24 protein-coding genes are annotated in these 16,689 nt (G+C 63.1%); 8 read left to right on the forward strand and 16 right to left on the reverse strand.

Annotated features, from left to right (window positions below):
• The first annotated feature begins 2 nt into the window (after positions 1-2).
• Positions 3-524: a translation initiation factor IF-3 gene (infC, locus tag ACZ1JM_RS11170; protein ID WP_465134871.1), complete on the forward strand. Its 522-nt coding sequence runs from the start codon at positions 3-5 to the stop codon at positions 522-524.
• Between the two features lie 88 nt (positions 525-612).
• Here the strand turns inward: infC and ACZ1JM_RS11175 are convergent, their stop codons facing one another.
• The 16 genes from ACZ1JM_RS11175 to hisB all read right to left on the reverse strand — a co-directional run bounded on the left by ACZ1JM_RS11175 (position 613) and on the right by hisB (position 10,762).
• Positions 613-1,146: a J domain-containing protein gene (locus ACZ1JM_RS11175; RefSeq protein ID WP_465134872.1), complete on the reverse strand. Its 534-nt coding sequence runs from the start codon at positions 1,144-1,146 to the stop codon at positions 613-615.
• Between the two features lie 130 nt (positions 1,147-1,276).
• On the reverse strand, positions 1,277-1,819 hold the full coding sequence (gene pal, locus ACZ1JM_RS11180; RefSeq protein ID WP_465134873.1) for a peptidoglycan-associated lipoprotein Pal: 543 nt from the start codon (positions 1,817-1,819) through the stop codon (positions 1,277-1,279).
• Between the two features lie 126 nt (positions 1,820-1,945).
• Positions 1,946-3,337: a Tol-Pal system beta propeller repeat protein TolB gene (gene tolB / locus ACZ1JM_RS11185; RefSeq protein ID WP_465134874.1), complete on the reverse strand. Its 1,392-nt coding sequence runs from the start codon at positions 3,335-3,337 to the stop codon at positions 1,946-1,948.
• On the reverse strand, positions 3,334-4,386 hold the full coding sequence (locus ACZ1JM_RS11190; protein WP_465134875.1) for a hypothetical protein: 1,053 nt from the start codon (positions 4,384-4,386) through the stop codon (positions 3,334-3,336). Before ACZ1JM_RS11190 ends, tolB begins: the two co-directional genes overlap by 4 nt.
• Positions 4,387-4,410: 24 nt before the next feature.
• Positions 4,411-4,857, reverse strand: coding sequence for an ExbD/TolR family protein (locus ACZ1JM_RS11195; protein WP_465134876.1), 447 nt, complete (start codon positions 4,855-4,857; stop codon positions 4,411-4,413).
• Complete coding sequence (gene tolQ / locus ACZ1JM_RS11200) at positions 4,857-5,564, reverse strand: protein TolQ (protein ID WP_465134877.1); 708 nt, start codon at positions 5,562-5,564, stop codon at positions 4,857-4,859. The genes ACZ1JM_RS11195 and tolQ overlap by 1 nt, the downstream gene beginning before the upstream one ends.
• The gene (locus ACZ1JM_RS11205; protein WP_465134878.1) at positions 5,561-6,094 is read right to left on the reverse strand and encodes a YbgC/FadM family acyl-CoA thioesterase; all 534 of its coding nucleotides are present in this window, start codon (positions 6,092-6,094) and stop codon (positions 5,561-5,563) included. The genes tolQ and ACZ1JM_RS11205 overlap by 4 nt, the downstream gene beginning before the upstream one ends.
• A 136-nt stretch (positions 6,095-6,230) precedes the next feature.
• On the reverse strand, positions 6,231-6,608 hold the full coding sequence (locus ACZ1JM_RS11210; RefSeq protein WP_465134879.1) for a histidine triad nucleotide-binding protein: 378 nt from the start codon (positions 6,606-6,608) through the stop codon (positions 6,231-6,233).
• 16 nt (positions 6,609-6,624) lie between these two features.
• Positions 6,625-6,951: a phosphoribosyl-ATP diphosphatase gene (locus tag ACZ1JM_RS11215; protein WP_465134880.1), complete on the reverse strand. Its 327-nt coding sequence runs from the start codon at positions 6,949-6,951 to the stop codon at positions 6,625-6,627.
• Between the two features lie 118 nt (positions 6,952-7,069).
• On the reverse strand, positions 7,070-7,243 hold the full coding sequence (locus ACZ1JM_RS11220) for a PEP-CTERM sorting domain-containing protein (protein ID WP_465134881.1): 174 nt from the start codon (positions 7,241-7,243) through the stop codon (positions 7,070-7,072).
• Positions 7,244-7,506: 263 nt separating this feature from the next.
• Entirely contained in the window at positions 7,507-8,268 is a 762-nt protein-coding gene (gene hisF, locus ACZ1JM_RS11225; RefSeq protein ID WP_465134882.1) for an imidazole glycerol phosphate synthase subunit HisF, read from the reverse strand.
• Entirely contained in the window at positions 8,265-8,519 is a 255-nt protein-coding gene (locus ACZ1JM_RS11230; protein ID WP_465134883.1) for a hypothetical protein, read from the reverse strand. Before ACZ1JM_RS11230 ends, hisF begins: the two co-directional genes overlap by 4 nt.
• Positions 8,516-9,247 (reverse strand): 1-(5-phosphoribosyl)-5-[(5-phosphoribosylamino)methylideneamino]imidazole-4-carboxamide isomerase, encoded by a 732-nt coding sequence (gene hisA, locus ACZ1JM_RS11235; protein WP_465134884.1) that lies wholly within the window; start codon positions 9,245-9,247, stop codon positions 8,516-8,518. The genes ACZ1JM_RS11230 and hisA overlap by 4 nt, the downstream gene beginning before the upstream one ends.
• Before the next feature lie 2 nt (positions 9,248-9,249).
• Positions 9,250-9,873, reverse strand: coding sequence for an imidazole glycerol phosphate synthase subunit HisH (gene hisH, locus ACZ1JM_RS11240; protein WP_465134885.1), 624 nt, complete (start codon positions 9,871-9,873; stop codon positions 9,250-9,252).
• Complete coding sequence (locus tag ACZ1JM_RS11245; protein WP_465134886.1) at positions 9,870-10,160, reverse strand: YciI family protein; 291 nt, start codon at positions 10,158-10,160, stop codon at positions 9,870-9,872. Before ACZ1JM_RS11245 ends, hisH begins: the two co-directional genes overlap by 4 nt.
• Complete coding sequence (gene hisB, locus ACZ1JM_RS11250; RefSeq protein ID WP_465135046.1) at positions 10,160-10,762, reverse strand: imidazoleglycerol-phosphate dehydratase HisB; 603 nt, start codon at positions 10,760-10,762, stop codon at positions 10,160-10,162. The genes ACZ1JM_RS11245 and hisB overlap by 1 nt, the downstream gene beginning before the upstream one ends.
• Positions 10,763-10,960: 198 nt before the next feature.
• Between hisB and ACZ1JM_RS11255 the strand changes: the two genes are divergently transcribed.
• The 7 genes from ACZ1JM_RS11255 to ACZ1JM_RS11285 all read left to right on the forward strand — a co-directional run bounded on the left by ACZ1JM_RS11255 (position 10,961) and on the right by ACZ1JM_RS11285 (position 16,688).
• A complete protein-coding gene (locus tag ACZ1JM_RS11255; protein ID WP_465134887.1) occupies positions 10,961-11,464 on the forward strand; it encodes an SspB family protein in 504 nt (167 codons plus the stop codon).
• Positions 11,465-11,500: 36 nt separating this feature from the next.
• The gene (locus ACZ1JM_RS11260; protein WP_465134888.1) at positions 11,501-11,938 is read left to right on the forward strand and encodes a hypothetical protein; all 438 of its coding nucleotides are present in this window, start codon (positions 11,501-11,503) and stop codon (positions 11,936-11,938) included.
• Positions 11,939-12,009: 71 nt separating this feature from the next.
• Entirely contained in the window at positions 12,010-12,675 is a 666-nt protein-coding gene (gmk, locus tag ACZ1JM_RS11265; protein ID WP_465134889.1) for a guanylate kinase, read from the forward strand.
• 145 nt (positions 12,676-12,820) lie between these two features.
• Positions 12,821-13,654 (forward strand): 2,3,4,5-tetrahydropyridine-2,6-dicarboxylate N-succinyltransferase, encoded by an 834-nt coding sequence (gene dapD / locus ACZ1JM_RS11270; RefSeq protein WP_465134890.1) that lies wholly within the window; start codon positions 12,821-12,823, stop codon positions 13,652-13,654.
• Positions 13,655-13,753: 99 nt separating this feature from the next.
• Positions 13,754-13,978, forward strand: coding sequence for a hypothetical protein (locus tag ACZ1JM_RS11275; RefSeq protein WP_465134891.1), 225 nt, complete (start codon positions 13,754-13,756; stop codon positions 13,976-13,978).
• A gap of 39 nt (positions 13,979-14,017) precedes the next feature.
• Positions 14,018-14,476, forward strand: a complete 459-nt coding sequence (locus tag ACZ1JM_RS11280) for a DUF1810 domain-containing protein (RefSeq protein WP_465134892.1) — start codon at positions 14,018-14,020, stop codon at positions 14,474-14,476.
• Positions 14,477-15,104: 628 nt separating this feature from the next.
• Positions 15,105-16,688: a GMC family oxidoreductase gene (locus tag ACZ1JM_RS11285; RefSeq protein WP_465134893.1), complete on the forward strand. Its 1,584-nt coding sequence runs from the start codon at positions 15,105-15,107 to the stop codon at positions 16,686-16,688.
• Position 16,689 lies beyond the last annotated feature (1 nt).

Consider the following 16,689-nt stretch of genomic DNA (forward strand, 5'->3'; position numbering starts at 1 on the left):
GCATGATGACGCCACCGGTCAAGAGTGGACCGCGTTTCAATAACATGATCCAGTCGGACAAAGTCCGGGTCATCGATCAGGACGGCGAGAATCTCGGCGTCATGTACACGCGCCAGGCAATCGATCAGGCGGCCGAGGTTGGCCTTGACCTGGTTGAGGTGTCGCCCAACGCCGACCCGCCGGTGTGCAAGTTCCTCGATGTCGGCAAGTACCGGTATGAAGCCCAGAAAAAGGCCAATGCCGCGCGCAAGTCGCAAAAGACGCAGGAGATCAAGGAGATCAAGATGCGTCCGAACATCGACGACCACGACTATGACGTGAAGATGCGCAACATCCACCGCTTCATCGACGATGGCGACAAGGTGAAAGTCACCCTGCGCTTCCGCGGCCGCGAACTTTCGCACCAGCAGCTGGGCATGGACCTGCTGCGCCGCGTCCAGGTCGATTGCGAGGAAATCGCCAAGATCGAGGCCTATCCCCGCATGGAAGGCCGCCAGATGCTGATGGTGCTCTCGCCCAAATAAGCATTGCGATCATCGCAAACGCAAAGGGCGTGGCCAATGGCCGCGCCCTTTGTCGTTTTGGATCAGGGCTTTCAGCGCCTGAGCAGGGTCAGCCCCGCCACTCGCGCCGTTCTTCGGCGGCGCGCAGGACTTCGTAGGCGACCTGGTAGGTCTGGAATGCCTTGGCGGCTTCGGCGTCGTTGGGCTTCACGTCCGGGTGGACTTCCTTGGCGCGCGTGCGCCAGGCTTTCTTCACCGCGTCGAAATCGGCGTCCGGTTCCAGCCCCAGGGCTTCCAGCGCGCGCAGTTCATCGCCGCTGCGGCTGCCATCGCCTGAACCGGCCCAGCCGTAGTGCGCCGATTCCTTGTATCCCGAAAAGTCTGACCGCTCCTGCGCCTCGCGCATGGCGGCTTCTTCGGCGTCCAGCCCGGCGAAGTAGTCCCACCCCGAGTTATATTCGGCGGCGTGTTTCTGACAGAAATACCAGCGATCGGGGTTGTTCGGGCTTTTCGGGGCGGGGCAGTCCCCCGGTTCGTTGCAGCCATGGCGATCGCACAGGCGCACCTGCGCCGCATCGCGCGAGCTGCCATAACCGCGCCATCGCGGGAAACCCCAGTCGGTAGATCGGCGCACTCGGCTCATTGGGATCGCGATAGGCCGGGACTCGGGCGCAATGCAACCCCTGATGCCGGGCGGGACAGGTGGACGGACTCTTGCAAACCGTGCGCGTGCAGCCCGGCATGGCGCAGATCCGCACCACGCCGGGCAAGCATCAGTCGATCGTCACGGTCACGGCGCGACGGTTGCGTGCCCAGGACTGTTCATCCGAACCAAGCGCAATCGGGCGTTCCTTGCCATAGCTGATCGTCGAGAGGCGCGCCGGGGCCACGCCCAGGCTGATCAGGTAGTTCTTGGCCGAGTTGGCGCGGCGTTCGCCCAGCGCCAGATTGTATTCGCGGGTGCCGCGCTCGTCCGCATGGCCTTCGATCGTGGCGCGCTTGTTCGGGTACTGCGCCAGCCACTGCGCCTGCTTGGCGAGCGCCTGCTGATCTTCGGGATCGACGTCATACTTGTCGAGCGCGAAGTAGATCGTGTCCGACCCCATCATCTGCTGGATGAAATCGGCCTGGCTTCCCGGCGTGGCAGCGCCCATTCCGCCACCGGACGAGGAGGTGTCCGTCGCGGAGGTACCCGGCTCTGGCGGGAGCTGGGCGGGCGGCTTCTTGCTGCAAGCCGACATCGCGAGCGCACCGGCGACGACGATGGCGACGGTCCCGGCGCGATTCATGCGGGGTAACGAAAGGACGGTTGGCATCGGTCAATCTCCTATGCTGCTCAACCCAACGAAATGGGCGGCATGGTGTGAAGTTCCGTTCAATTCCATACATAGTCAACCTGAACCCGCGCCGACTGCCCGCACGATCGGGCGGCGCGGGAAGGTTCAGGGCCGCACCGGACCCCATGCCGGGTCAGAAGCGCCGACCGGGGTCGGCAGCTGGCGCTCGTTCCTGCCGGTCAGATCGACCTGCCAGATGGAAGCGACGCCGCTGGTCTTGGTGGTGCGGAAGAACTGTACGATGCGTCCGTTCGGGGACCAGGTGGGCGCTTCGTCTTGCCAGGAATCGGTCAGGTGACGCAGGCCGCCGCCGCTGGGCGTCATCACCGCGATCCGCAGGTTGCCGGCAATATGCGTAAAAGCGATCTGGTCGCCGCGCGGGCTCCATTCCGGCGTCGCGGCACGACCGCCGAAGAAGCTGATGCGCTTCTGGTTGGAACCGTCCGCGTTCATCACATAGATCTGCTGGCTGCCCGACCGATCGCTCTCGAACACGATCTGCGATCCGTTGGGCGAATAGCTGCCGCCGATGTTGATGCCGGGGCCATTGGTCAGCCGTTCCGGCGTGCCGCCACCAGCCGAGGAAACGCGGTAGATATCGGTCGTGCCACCCTTGGCCATCGAATAGAGCACCCACTTGCCATCGGGCGACCAGCGCGGGGCAAGCGTAGGACTGCCGGTGCGCGCGATCAGCGTCTGGCGGTTGGTCGCCAGATCATAGGCATAGATGCTCGGCTGGCCGTTCAGGTACGACAGGTAAAGGATCTTGGAATAGTCGGGCGAATAGCGCGGGGTCAGCGCCATCGCCTGCCCGCTGGTGAGATAGCGGTGGTTGGCGCCATCCGAGTCCATGATCGCCAGCCGCTTCATGCGGTTACCCTTCGGCCCGGTTTCGGCGATGTAGGCGATCTTGGAATCGAAGAACGGGCTTTCGCCGGACAGGCGCGAATAGACCATGTCCGCGCACTTGTGGGCCGCGCGCCGCCAGTCCGACGGCGGAACCTGCCAGCCGCCCTTCACCAGCTGCTGCTTGAGCGAGACGTCGTAGAGATAGCAGCCGACGGTGATGTTGCCGTCCGCGCCCGCCCGCACGTAACCCTGCACCAGCATCTGCGCGTTGCGCCCGGCCCAGACGCCGTAGTCGGGGGACTGGACTTGCGGATAACCCGGCTGCGGCAGCCCGTCCGGCCCGGTGGGCTTGAACAGGCCGTTGTTCTTGAGATCACCCGCAACTACTTGCGACAGGGCACGCCCCAGCGCGGCGGTGGTCCCGGCATTGGTCTGCGTCGGCACGTCCGCATCGGTGGCGAAGCTGGTGATGGCGATGCCAAGATCCTGCCATTCGCTTTCGTCGGATACGGTGACTTCCAGGCCGCCTTCGCCCTGCTCGGCCTGAGCGGGCGCTGGTGCGGGAGCCGGTGCGGGCGCCATCTGGGCATAGGCCGCGCCGGATACCGAAAGCAGCAGACCAAGGGCAAGGATGCGGGTTATCTTCATTGCGATAGCCTTCTGTCAAAGATGGTCGTGACGACTTTCCAGCCTTCGTACAGGTCATCGGGCAGATTGAACGGCGCGGCAAGCTTCACCGCGCGGATCGCCTGTTCCTGATGACGCTTTACCTGTGGTTCGTTGGCGTCGTTCTTGCCGGTGGTGCCGACGATCTGCGGTTCCCCGTTCAGGCTGCCGTCGCGGTTGAGGCGGAAGCGCACGCGGGTGACCAGCAGTTCCGCATCCGCGCCCTGCGGGGCCTGCCAGTGCGGCTTGATCTGCCGCCCGATCGCGGCGTTGAGCGAGGAGCGCTGCGCCGGGCCGATCTGCGCCGCCGGAGTGCCGGTGGGGGCCGGGGCCGCAGCGGGCTTGGCACCGGGCGTCCCTGCCTTGAACGCATCGTCAAAGGCGCTGCTGCCCGCTTTCTTGGGCGGCGCGGCCGTCTTGCTGGTGCCCGCGGCCGAGTTCCTGGGCGCGGACTTGACGATGCTGTCGATCGGGCTGGACCCGCGCGGCGCGGGCTTGGCCGGAGCCTTGCGCGGTGGAGCAGGCTTTGGCGCCGGTTTCGCCGCAGGCTTGGGCGCCGGTTTTGGCACCGGCTTGGGAGCTGGCTTCGGCGCCGGTTTCGGTGCCGGTTTAGGAGCAGGCTTAGGCTTCGGAACCGGCTTGGGCGCGGGTTTCGGTTTTGGCTCAGGCTTGGGTTCCGGCTTTGGCTCGGGCTTCGGCTTGGGCTCCGGCTTGACCACCGGTTCCGGCTCGGGTGCGGGACGGGGTTCGGGAGACGGTGCGGGCGCTGGCTCCACTGCCGGAGCGGGCGCGGCTTCCGGCGCGGGCTCGCCCTGATCGGGGCTGGTATCCGCCGCCGCCTGGCTGTTGGGGTTGGGCGCGGTGGACGTCATCGCCACATCCGGGCTGATCGTCACTTCAATACGCTGGGGGGGCGGCACCACGTCCTTGGCGCGCGGGCTGAACAGGATCGCGCCCAGCACCGCCAGATGCAGCAGCACCGCGACGACCAGGCCGATGCCCTCATCCTTGCGCAGAACCTTGGACGCCATCAGGAAAACCCTATCACCCCCGCCTTAACCGCCGCTGACATCGCTCACCAGCGAGATCGAGTTGAAGCCCGCGCGGTTGAGTTCGCCCATCACTTCCATGACCCGGCCATAGTCCAGCGCTTTGTCCGCGCGCAGCGTGACCAGCGGCGGCTTGCCGTCCGGTCCGGGCGCGGTGGAGGCCAGACGATCGGCCAGTTCGCCGGGCGCGAGTTCGTCCGTTTCATAGAAAATCGCGCCATCGCGGCGCAGGGTGATGGTGATCTGGCCCTGCTCCTCACCCATCGCCTTGGCGCGGGTTTCGGGCAGTTCGATCGGCACGGCTGCCTTCAGCAGCGGCGCGGTGACCATGAAGATGATCAGCAGCACCAGCATCACGTCGACCAGCGGGGTGACGTTGATTTCCGCCATCGGCCCGCCCGCGCGGCGCCCACGGCCGCGACGCTGCCCGCCGCCGGACATGCCCATTGCCATCAGCGCTGCTCCAGCTGACGGGTCAGCGCGGCATGGAGATGGTCGGCAAAGCGCTGCAGCCGCGCTTCGAAGCCGTTCACCTTATGCGAGAAGCGGTTGTAAGCGATGACTGCCGGGATGGCTGCGAACAGGCCGATCGCGGTGGCGAACAGTGCCTCCGAAATGCCGGGAGCGACCACCGCGAGCGAGGAATTCTGCTGTTGGCCGATCTGGAAGAAGCTGTTCATGATGCCCCACACCGTGCCGAACAAGCCAACGAACGGGGCCACCGAGCCGACCGTCGCCAGAAAGTTCAGACGATTGGAGAGCTTGTCCGCTTCTTCCACCACGGCGGCGTTCATGATCAGGGCGATGCGCTGGCGCGCGCCTTCGGCATCGACCTTGCCGGTGGAATTCTGCTTGAATTCACCCAGACCCGCGCCCGCGACCTTGCCCATCGGCACATCGCCTCGGCGGCGTTCCTTTTGATACGTGTCGAAATTCTGGGCTTCCCAGAAGCCCGCTTCGTATTCGTCGCACCGGCGGGATACCGCGCCCATGCGCATCGTGAATGTGACGATGATCATCCATACCCAGACGCTTGCCAGGACCAGACCGGCCATGATCGCCTGAACGACGATATCGGCATCGAGGAACAGCTTTACCGGGTTCACGTGATTGGAATCACCGGCGAACGAGATGGTGGAAGCAAGCAGGTCGAACGTCATTCTTGTCCTTCCGGGCCAGGATTGGCCGTATCTGAACCGGTTGAGGGGTCTGATGCGATGGGTTGCAAGGTGGTGAAAGCGCGTTGCCACGCCTCAGGCTGTCTGCGCGGTCGTCCTTCAGGACTGATGAACCCTACCTTTACGGTCGCCTCGCAAAGCCGGTTCGCGCCGCATCGCGCGGTCTGCCGCAGGGTCGCGGAAACGCGGCCCACGGCCTCTGCCCAGGTGTCGATGACGACCGCATCGCCGAGGCGTGCGGGGGCTAGATAGCGCAAGTTCGCCTCCGCCACGGTGTACAGCCCGGTTCCAGCTTCAAGCGCACCGCGCTGGTCGATCCCCAAGACGTCCAGCAGATCGGACCGCGCGCGTTCGAACCAGCGCAAGTAATTGGCGTGATAGACCACCCCGCCCGCATCGGTATCTTCATAGAAGACACGCAAGGCATAGCGATGGACGTCGCCGTTAATTACGCCTGCCTGTGGGGAAGGATTGGCCTGCGGAACGGGCGGGGAAAGCTGGGTATCCGTCATTCAGCGCGGTTGTGTAACGCCGCCGGGCGCGACTTCAAGCCCGATGCCACGGAAAACCCGGTTCGCAGGCCGAATTGCGTGGTGAACAGTCGGTTACGATGCCCCCCAGCGCGATCGGCATATGATCAGCACCCGATCAGTCAGCGATCATCTGGAAGAACTGGCGACCGCCAAAGATGTGGACGTGGAGGTGCGGCACTTCCTGATGGCCCGCCCCGCCCATGTTCACCATCAGGCGATAGCCGGGGCCGTCCAGCTCAAGCTGGCGCGTCACGTTGCCCACCGCGCGCATGAACCCGGCGATTTCGGCATCGTCGGCCTTGGCGGTGAAATCGTCCCACGAAACGTAAGCGCCCTTGGGGATCACCAGCACATGGACCGGCGCCTGCGGGCGAATGTCGTTGAACGCCAGCGCATGCTCGTCCTCGTAGACCTTCGAACATGGCAGTTCGCCGCGTAGAATTTTGGCGAAGATATTGTCGGCGTCGTACGGCAGGCGGGGATCGATGGGCATGGGAACTCCCTATGGTTCAGGACTGGGGCCGCGCGGCCTTTTCAACGATGCCGGACACGCCTTCCCGGCGGTCAAGCTCGGCCAGGACGTCGGCCAAAGGCACGCCCTTGTCGGCCAGCAGCACCATCAAGTGAAAGATCAGGTCTGCCGCTTCGCCCACCAGCGCCTCGCGGCCTTCGGTCAGCGCGGCGATCACCGTCTCGGTCGCTTCCTCGCCCAGTTTCTGCGCGATCTTGCCGGTGCCGCGGGCATGCAGCTTGGCGACATAACTGGACTGGGGATCGGCGCCGAGCCGCTGGGCGATCGTCGCCTCAAGGCGGGCAAGAGTGTCTGGACTGCTCATGCCGGTCAAATGCGACCGGCGCGCGGCGGGGTCAAGCGGTGATGGGAGTTGGCGCGAGAAGCAGGCCGAAGCATGGCCTGACTTCGGAAACAGAATTGTCGGAGGGGTTGCCCCGCGCTCAGTCCTCGCCGCGCTTGGTCGAAAGCTTGCGGCCGATCGCCACGCCGGCGACGCCCAGCGCGAGCAGGAGCATGCTGCTCGGCTCGGGCAGCGGGATTCCACCGGCGGCATGGGCCGGGCTGGACGCCACGATCATGGGGGCCAGCGCAGGCAGGTACTTCAGAATGTTCACCGATATTTCCCTGCGAGTCGAGTTGACTAACTGCCAGATCGCCTTCTTACCGCGTCGCAGCAAGCACGGTCCACCCCATGTCCCGTAACGGGTCAGTGGAAAGACGGGGTGTTACTACCACCCTTCCGTCCCCGGTTACACCGGCAAATTTTCCTACATCGGGCAGGCATGATAGAGTGCCTGCGGCTCTTTCCAATCGTCGCTCGCCCCACCGCCGGACGCCTTTACGAAAGCATGTCCGCGCATGTGTTTCATCAACTAACTCACCCTCGGGCCGGAAGCCCCGCAGCGCGCAAGGCGGCATGCGCCTCGCCGATGGAATGTTTGCCGAAGTGGAAAATCGATGCGGCCAACACCGCGCTGGCATGGCCTTGCGTCACCCCGGCGACCAAATGGTCCAGGTTGCCCACCCCGCCCGAGGCGATCACCGGCACCGCCACGGCATCGGCGATGGCCCGGGTCAGTTCAAGGTCATAGCCGTTCTGCGTGCCGTCGCCGTCCATCGACGTCACCAGCAGTTCGCCCGCTCCAAAGCCCGCCAGCTTCACCGCATGGTCCAGCGCATCGATCCCGGTCGCCTTACGCCCGCCGTGCGTGAAAATCTCCCACCGGCCCGGCCCCGTCCGCCGCGCATCGACGGAAGCGACGATGCACTGCGATCCGAATTTCTCGGCAATGTCGGCCACCACTTCGGGACGGGACACCGCAGCGGAATTGACCGCCACTTTGTCCGCCCCGGCCAGCAGCAGCGCCCGGGCATCCTCTGCCGTGCGCACGCCGCCACCCACGGTCAGCGGCATGAAGCAGACTTCGGCGGTGCGCTGCACGACGTCCAGCAACGTGCCACGCCCCTCGTGGCTGGCGGAGATGTCCAGAAAGCAAAGCTCGTCCGCGCCCGCCGCATCATAGGCACGGGCCTGTTCCACCGGATCGCCGGCATCCTTCAGGTCGACGAAGTTCACGCCCTTCACCACCCGGCCGTCCCGCACATCAAGACAGGGAATGACTCTGATCCGAACGGTCATGGCATGACTTCCACAGGCTTGAAGAACAGCAGGACGGCAAACACGCCCACGATGGCGCACAAGGCGAAGTTGAAGCCGGTATAAAGCCAGAACTTGCGCACGTCCTCAGCGCGGTGTGCGATGATGGGGGACCGGCGGCGGCTGAACACCATCAGCCGCGCCTTGCCCTCGCGATAGTCTCTGAACGCCCAGATCGCCGCAGGCACGAAAATGGCGAGCGACAGCACCGCCATGAGGCGGTTCTCGTTCACCCTTCGCGCTCTGCCATCTGGATCGCCGCCGCCAGATCCAGCCGCCCATCATACAGCGCGCGGCCGGTGATGACGCCTTCGATGCCGTCCTTGGCGTGAAGGGCCAGCAAGCGAATGTCGTCCAGGCCCTTCACCCCGCCACTGGCGATCACCGGCAGGTCGGTGCGGCGGGCAAGATCGACCGTGGCGTCGATGTTCACGCCTTTCAGCAGGCCGTCACGGCCGATGTCGGTGAACAGCAGGGATGCAACGCCAGCGTCTTCGAACCGGCGGGCCATATCGACGATGGAAACGTCGGAGACTTCGGCCCAGCCTTCGGTCGCGACCATGCCGTCTCGGGCGTCCACCGCGACGACGATGCCGCCGGGAAATTCCTTCGCCATGTCCTTGACGAATTGAGGGTCCTTCAGCGCTGCGGTTCCCATGACGACACGCGATACGCCAAGATCGAACCACCCCGCTACCGCGTCCGGCGTGCGGATACCGCCCCCAAGCTGCACATGGCCGGGGAACGCCGCGACGATAGCCTCCACCGCCTCGCGGTTTTCGGCCCGGCCTGCGAAGGACCCGTCTAGGTCGACGACATGCAGGAACTGCGATCCAGCCTCGGCAAACAGCATCGCCTGCGCCGCCGGATCGTCCCCATAGACCGTGGCGCGCGCCATATCGCCTTCGGCCAAACGCACGACCTGCCCCTGCTTGAGGTCGATGGCGGGAAATACGATCATGTTCAGGGCGTCCAATCGAGGAAACGGGTCAGGAGCGAAAGGCCGTAGCCCTGGCTCTTTTCAGGGTGAAACTGGACGCCCACCACATTGTCGCGGGCCACGGCGGCAACCAGTCCGCCGCCATGGTCGGTCATCGCCGCGATGTCATGGCCGTCGTCAGGGGCGAAGTGGTAGGAGTGGAGGAAATACGCCTCGCCGGGTTCAATCAGGCCACTGGCGGGGTCGGCGCGACCAAGGGCAACGTCGTTCCAGCCCATGTGGGGGATCTTGATCGCCCGATCGGTGCGCTCGATCAACTGGACCTGCCCTTCGATCCAGCCAAGTCCGTCCGTCACGCCGTGCTCCAGCCCGCGCGTCGCCAGCAGCTGCATGCCGACGCAGATACCCAGAAACGGCGCGCCGCCCACCTGCACCCGCTCGGTCATCGCCTCGACCATACCGGGAATGGCCCATAGTCCTTCGGCGCAGGCGCGAAATGAACCGACGCCGGGCAGAACGATACGGTCTGCCGCCCGGACGACGTTGGGATCGGCGGTGATCGACACGTCCTGTCCACCAGCCGCCCTCAGCGCGTTGGCGACGGAATGAAGGTTGCCCGCCCCGTAATCGATCAGGGCCAGCGTCATTTCAGCCCGGCAACGCTATCGCCGAGGAAGCTGGGCGCCCATTCGATCACTTCGACTTCAGCCACCCCGCCAGCCACGAACGGATCGCCTGCTGCCAGTTTTGCGAGGGCCTCCCGGCTTTCACCCGTGGCCAGAATGATCCCGCCATCGCGAGGCTTCTTGCGCCCCCAGCCGACGAAATGGCCGGCCGCGTGGTTCTTTTTCAACCAGGCGACGTGATCATTCATCAGGGCGTCGACCTCTTCAAGATCGGCGGTGTAGCGAAGCGAGAGAATGAAGCTGGGCATCACAGCGTCGCCTGACCCAGGATGCCCTTGGTCGAAGGGATTGCCCCGCCCTTGCGCGGGTCCAGTTCTACCGCGCTGCGCATGGCGCGGGCGAAACCCTTGAAAATGCCTTCGCAGATGTGGTGGTTGTTGGTGCCGTAGAGCAGTTCGATGTGCAGCGTGATGCCCACCGCCTGGGCAATCGAGTGGAACCAGTGCTCGACCATCTCGGTGTCGAACTCGCCCAGCTTCTCCTGCGTGAATGCGGCCTTCCAGACAAGGTAAGGTCGCCCGGAGATGTCAAGCGACACGCGGGATAGCGCCTCGTCCATTGGGGAGTTCACATCACCGTACCGACCGATCCCAGCCTTGTCGCCCAGCGCCTGGGTGATCGCCTGACCGATCGCAATCGCGCTGTCTTCGGTGGTATGGTGTTGGTCTACGTGGAGGTCGCCCTTGATGCGACAGGTGATGTCGATCAGCGAATGGCGGCTGAACTGCTCGATCATGTGGTCCAGGAAACCGATGCCGGTGGAAACCGCATAGGCTCCCGTCCCGTCGAGATTCACTTCGACTTCGATGTCGGTTTCGTGCGTCTTGCGGATGATCGAGGCGGTGCGCATGGCAGCGCCTATAGACCCGTGGCCGACGGAATCAATTCCGCTGGTGGTCCAAAGGGCACCAACCGGCCACCGAATGCGTTCCATCAGTGACATTGCGCTGGCCAAGTCGGTCATCGCCTAGGGAAAACCCGTCCAGCCATGCTATTTTACATGCGAACACGCTTGACCCATCAAAGAACCATGAGCACGTAGGGCGCGATGAACGATACCCCGCCAGACAGCCTGATCCCCTATGATGAAATCGTGCAGGAAGCGCTGCGCGCCGTGGTCGGCCGCGTGCTTGGCCAAGTGGAGGCTTCCAACGGCGTCCTTCCCGGCGCTCATCATTTCTACATAACGTTCAAGACAGGCGCCCCGGGCGTCAGCGTTCCCGATGATCTTCGCGCGCGCTTCCCGGATGAAATGACGATCGTCCTGCAGAACAAGTTCTGGGACCTTGGCGTTACTGAAAACGGATTTACGGTAAGCCTCAGCTTCAACCAGATGCCGTCCAAACTGGACATTCCATTCTCGGCCATCACGGCGTTCGTCGATCCGGCTGTCGACTTCGGCCTTCAGTTCCAGGCCATGTCGGACGATGACGAGGAAGATATGTCAGGCACCGCCGGCAACGACGAATCGGAACGCGATGTCGCCTCGCGCATTACTCCGAGTGAAGACGGCTCGAACGTCGTCTCGGTGGATTTCGGCAAAAAGAAGTGATCGGGCATATCGCCCGCCACACATAGGGCGCAGGCGATGGCGACGAAGATCAGGGATCACGCAAAGAAGGCAGTAGGCGCCGTAAAGGTTGCCCCTGTGAGCCTGAAAAAATTGGCTGACAATGGCGGCGAGCTTCACGGCCCGAGCCCTAATCCAGCGACCAATCTGGTCATCGCCGATATCGTCTTGCGCACCGGCACCACGCTCGCTCGTCGTGCAGTGGAGCGCGGAGTGTTGGGCGCCAGCTATTCGCCGCGCAAGGCCAAGTCGATCCTCAAAGGTCGTACCATTACCGAAACGCTGGTTCATGGTGCGCTGGCGCGGGTTGCACTCAGTTCCGTGCCGGGCGCCATCTTCATCGGCGGCGCCCTGATTGCCAAGACGCTCTACGACCGCAGCAATGCGAGGCATGCGCGTGAGGAAGGAGCTGCCCAACTGCACGAAATGGCCGAAGAGGGCGAACAAAAGGAATAAACGCCGGTCCTCGATACCCAGGCAATGGGCTTCAACCTTGATTTGCAGCGCTGGCGTCGGCATCGGGAGATATGGTCCAGACTGCCCCATCGCCCGACACCACTGGTACGCTTTCCCGGCGTGGCCTGATGTTCATCATGTCGTCGCCCTCGGGGGCAGGTAAGACGACGGTTTCGCGGATGCTGCTTCAAGACGATCCGCATATCTGCAACTCCATTTCCTGCACGACTCGCCCGCCGCGCCCGGGTGAGGTCGATGGCGTCGATTATCACTTCGTCAGCCAGGAAACGTTCGACCGCATGGCGGAGGACGGAGAATTCCTCGAATGGGCGACGGTCTTCGGGCATAGCTATGCGACCCCCAAGGCGCAGGTCAAAAGCGGGCTGAAGGATGGTCAGGACTACCTGTTCGATATTGACTGGCAGGGAACCCAGCAGCTCTATCAAAAGCTGGAGCGTGATGTCGTTCGCGTATTCCTGCTACCGCCGAGCATCGAGGAGCTGCGCCGCCGTCTGACCGGTCGGGGCACCGACAGCGCGGAGGTTATCCATGGTCGGATGGAGCGGGCGCGGTCCGAAATAAGCCATTGGGACGGTTACGATTATGTCGTGGTCAACGACGATATACAAAGCTGTTTCGAGCAAGTGAAAAAGATCCTTGCCGCCGAACGCATGCGACGCGCACGGCAGACCGGGCTGATCGGCTTCGTTCGCGAACTGATGCAACCGGGCGATTGACACGGATCCAGCTCCCGAACCTCAAGCTACGATAAAAACCTCACGTCAGGCCGATGACTGCGGATCAGCGGGAAACTTTGCTTGTCCCCGCAAGCGTCAACCTCTAGGCCGCGCCGCGAAAGAACACCCCTTCGGAGACCAATCCATGTCCGACCTCGCTGCCAAGATCGAAGCCGCGTTCGACGCCCGTGACACCGTCACTCCTGCCAGCGAAGACGTGCGCAAAGTTGTCGACGAGGCATTGGAACTGTTGGATTCGGGCCAGGCTCGCGTGGCCGAAAAGATCGACGGCGAGTGGGTTGTCAATCAATGGCTAAAGAAGGCCGTGCTGTTGAGCTTCCGTTTGTCCGACAATGAAGTCGTCGATTACGGTGCCGCCGGTGCGCCGGCGTTTGACAAGGTGCCGCTCAAGTTCGCGGGTTGGGACGAAGGACGCTTCAAGGCTGCCGGAATACGCGTCGTTCCCGGTGCAGTCGTGCGTCGCAGCGCGCATATCTCCAAGGGCGTGGTGCTGATGCCCAGCTTCGTCAACCTTGGCGCCTTCGTTGGCGAGGGCACGATGGTCGATACTTGGGCCACCGTCGGCTCGTGCGCCCAGATCGGCAAGAATGTTCACATTTCGGGCGGCGTCGGGATCGGCGGCGTGCTTGAACCGCTGCAGGCCGGACCGGTCATTATCGAGGATAATGCCTTTATCGGCGCTCGTTCGGAAGTGGCCGAAGGCGCGATCGTGGGCGAAGGAGCGGTGCTTTCGATGGGTGTTTTCATCGGCGCATCGACCAAGATCGTCGATCGCGCGACAGGCGAAGTGCACATCGGCCGCGTGCCTCCCTACGCCGTAGTCGTCCCCGGCTCGCTGCCCGGCAAGCCCCTGCCGGACGGCACCCCCGGGCCTTCCCTGTACTGCGCTGTTATCGTCAAGACCGTCGACGCGCAGACCCGCTCGAAGACCGGAATTAACGAACTGCTGCGCGACTGACCTGAAAATTGCCCAGGGCGGGTAACGGAACGCTGCCCGCTCTGGCGTGTTGTCGATTGAAAGGGTCAGGTTTGTGACCCGCTGCAATCGGAGACACGCATGGAAACCCGCGGCGAGGAAGTACATCTCGACAAGAACGAAGCGCGCAGCGGCTCGACGCCGGGAGTCGTGCGCTACGTCCTTCTCATCAGTCTGGTTCTGGCGGTGATAGCGATGACCGCGATCTGGATGACGGGGGCAATCTCGTCTCCCGATACCGGTGGCGGCACTGCGGATACGCACAAGGCGGTAGTAGAAGAACAGCAGCAGGGTCAGACGCAGTGATCGATCTCAAGAAAGGTCGGCACTGACGTCGACCACAAAATGCTTGAGAAAAGCCTGGCACGTTTTGTCACCGCGCAGGACTCAGCTTTTGCGCAGGCCAGAGCGGAGCTCGTCGCTGGCGCGAAACAGACCCATTGGATGTGGTTCATCTTCCCGCAACTCGCGGGACTTGGCGTCAGTCCTACCGCCCAGATTTACGCGATCGACGGACTGGGCGAAGCGAGACGCTATCTCGCTCACCCCGTTCTTGGGCCAAGGCTGGCGGAATGCACCGAACTTATGCTGAGATGGGCAGGACGTCGAAGCGCCGCCAGTATTCTGGGGCATATCGATGCTATAAAATTCTGCAGCTCGATAACCCTTTTCGAACTCGCGGCCTTGCGGAATAGTCGCGAAGCCGATCGCTTTGCACACGCATTGGATGCGTTTTGCCAAGCGCGCCGCGATGACCGGACATTGGACCTTTTGTCGCCCACTCCAGCCCGTCCAGCGGCTTAGACTTCAGTTTTACCTTTACAGGCTTTGGGAACTTTCGATCACCACCTGGCGTTCGAGAAGATGGTCCGGATTTAGCGTGGCCGCCAAGACCACCGTCGGACCGGCGGGAGAGCATTGATGCAACGCTTGGGAGACGAAGTACATCTCGACGAAGATGAAGCGCGTGGAGGAAGTACACCGCACATTGTCAGATACGTTCTTATGACTAGTCTTGCTTTGGCGGTAATCGCAATGTCGGCAATCTGGATAACCGGCGCGATATCCAACGGTCCGTCGAGAGGGCAGTCGGTTACGGCAGAGCAGCACGCGCTAGGAAGCTAGTCCTAACCATCTATTCCTCTGAATGGGAAACCAGAAATTGGCAGGAGCCGTCTGCGTTGGCGGTTACCGAACGCAAAATGGCTGCGATCCCGTCCCCTTGCTGGTCTTTCGCCCCCCGACGATTGACCTGCCAGGCTGCCGACGGCTCCTGTCAAATCTGACGACATAGTCGCCATCTCCTGTACGCCTGTATCTAGCTGCAAAGGATTGCCAAGCCGTTAATGCTGGATCCTTGAAGCAATTCTGCTGCTGCCACCCGGCACTATGGCTACTTGCTGAGCGCTCGATCACATTCTAGCCACCTTCCATGGGAGACTTTGACTACATCGTCATTGGCGGTGGCAGCGCTGGTTGTGTACTAGCCAACCGCCTCAGCGCGGATCCGAAGAATCGGGTATTGCTGCTCGAAGCGGGCGGGAAAGACAATTACGTCTGGATCAAGGTTCCAGTCGGCTACCTGTATTGCATCGGCAACCCCCGTACCGACTGGTGCATGTCCACCGAGCCAGAGGCTGGTCTTGGCGGAAGATCATTAAAATATCCGCGTGGTCGAGTGATCGGCGGCTGCTCATCGATCAACGGCATGATCTATATGCGCGGTCAGGCCGCCGATTACGACAGCTGGCGACAGGCAGGAAACGTCGGCTGGGGGTGGGACGACGTGCTGCCCTACTTCACGCGGGCCGAGGATCACTACGCGGGGGCGGACCGCTTTCATGGCAGCGGCGGCGAAATTCGCGTCGAGCGTCAGCGCCTCCGCTGGGACATCCTCGAAGCCTTCCGCGATGCCTGCGAGGAACAGGGCATTCCCCATTCCCGCGATTTCAACACCGGCGATAATGAAGGCGCCGGCTTTTTCCAGGTGACCCAGCGACGAGGCTGGCGCTGGAGCGCGTCCGACGCTTTCCTCAAGCCGGTCCGCACGCGTGCAAATTTAAAGGTCGAGACCGGTGCTCTGGTCGACCACATCATGATCGAGGATGGCCGCGCGACAGGCGTTGCCTATTCGGTCAATGGTGTCCGGCGGGAAGCAAGGGCTGGTGGGGAAGTAGTCCTCTCAGCCGGAGCGATCGGTTCCCCGGCCATTCTGGAACGAAGCGGCATCGGCGATGCACGGCGCCTGACGGCGTTGGGGATCAGGTCGATCCTCCACCGACCGGAAGTAGGGGCCAATCTGCAGGACCATCTCCAGCTTCGCTGTGCGTGGCAGGTCTCGGGCGTTGCCACTCTAAATGCCAAGGCTGCCAATATCATCGGCAAAGCTTTCATCGGGATGGAATACCTCTTCCGGCGGACCGGACCGATGGCGATGGCTCCCAGCCAGCTCGGCGTCTTTACACGCAGCCATCCCAGATTTGCGACCGCCAACCTGGAGTATCACGTCCAGCCCCTGAGCCTCGCTGCGTTCGGCGGTGCCCTCGATCCTTTTCCCGCTTTTACGGCGAGTGTGTGCAATCTGCGCCCGGAAAGCCGGGGGACCAGCAGTATCATCAGCGCCAACCCGGCCGACGCACCGTCAATCCGCCCAAATTACCTGTCCACCGAAGAGGATCGCCAGGTCGCGGCCGAATCAATCCGCATCACCCGCTCCATCGTCAGTCAACCAGCCTTGGCTCGCTACCACCCCGAAGAAGTTCGCCCCGGCCTCGCTTTTCAAACCGAAGATGAATTGCAGCAGGCTGCTGCCGAGATAGGCACCACGATTTTCCATCCGGTCGGCACGGCGGCGATGGGCGCGGTGGTGGACGATCAACTGCGCGTCATCGGCATTGATGGGCTGCGCGTGATCGATGCATCCGTCATGCCCACCATCACTTCCGGCAACACCAACGCCCCGACGATGATGATCGCGGAAAAGGGGGCGGAGATGATCCGGGCGTCGGCCAAATAAC

It is taken from the genome of Novosphingobium sp. BL-S-24 (assembly GCF_055521575.1).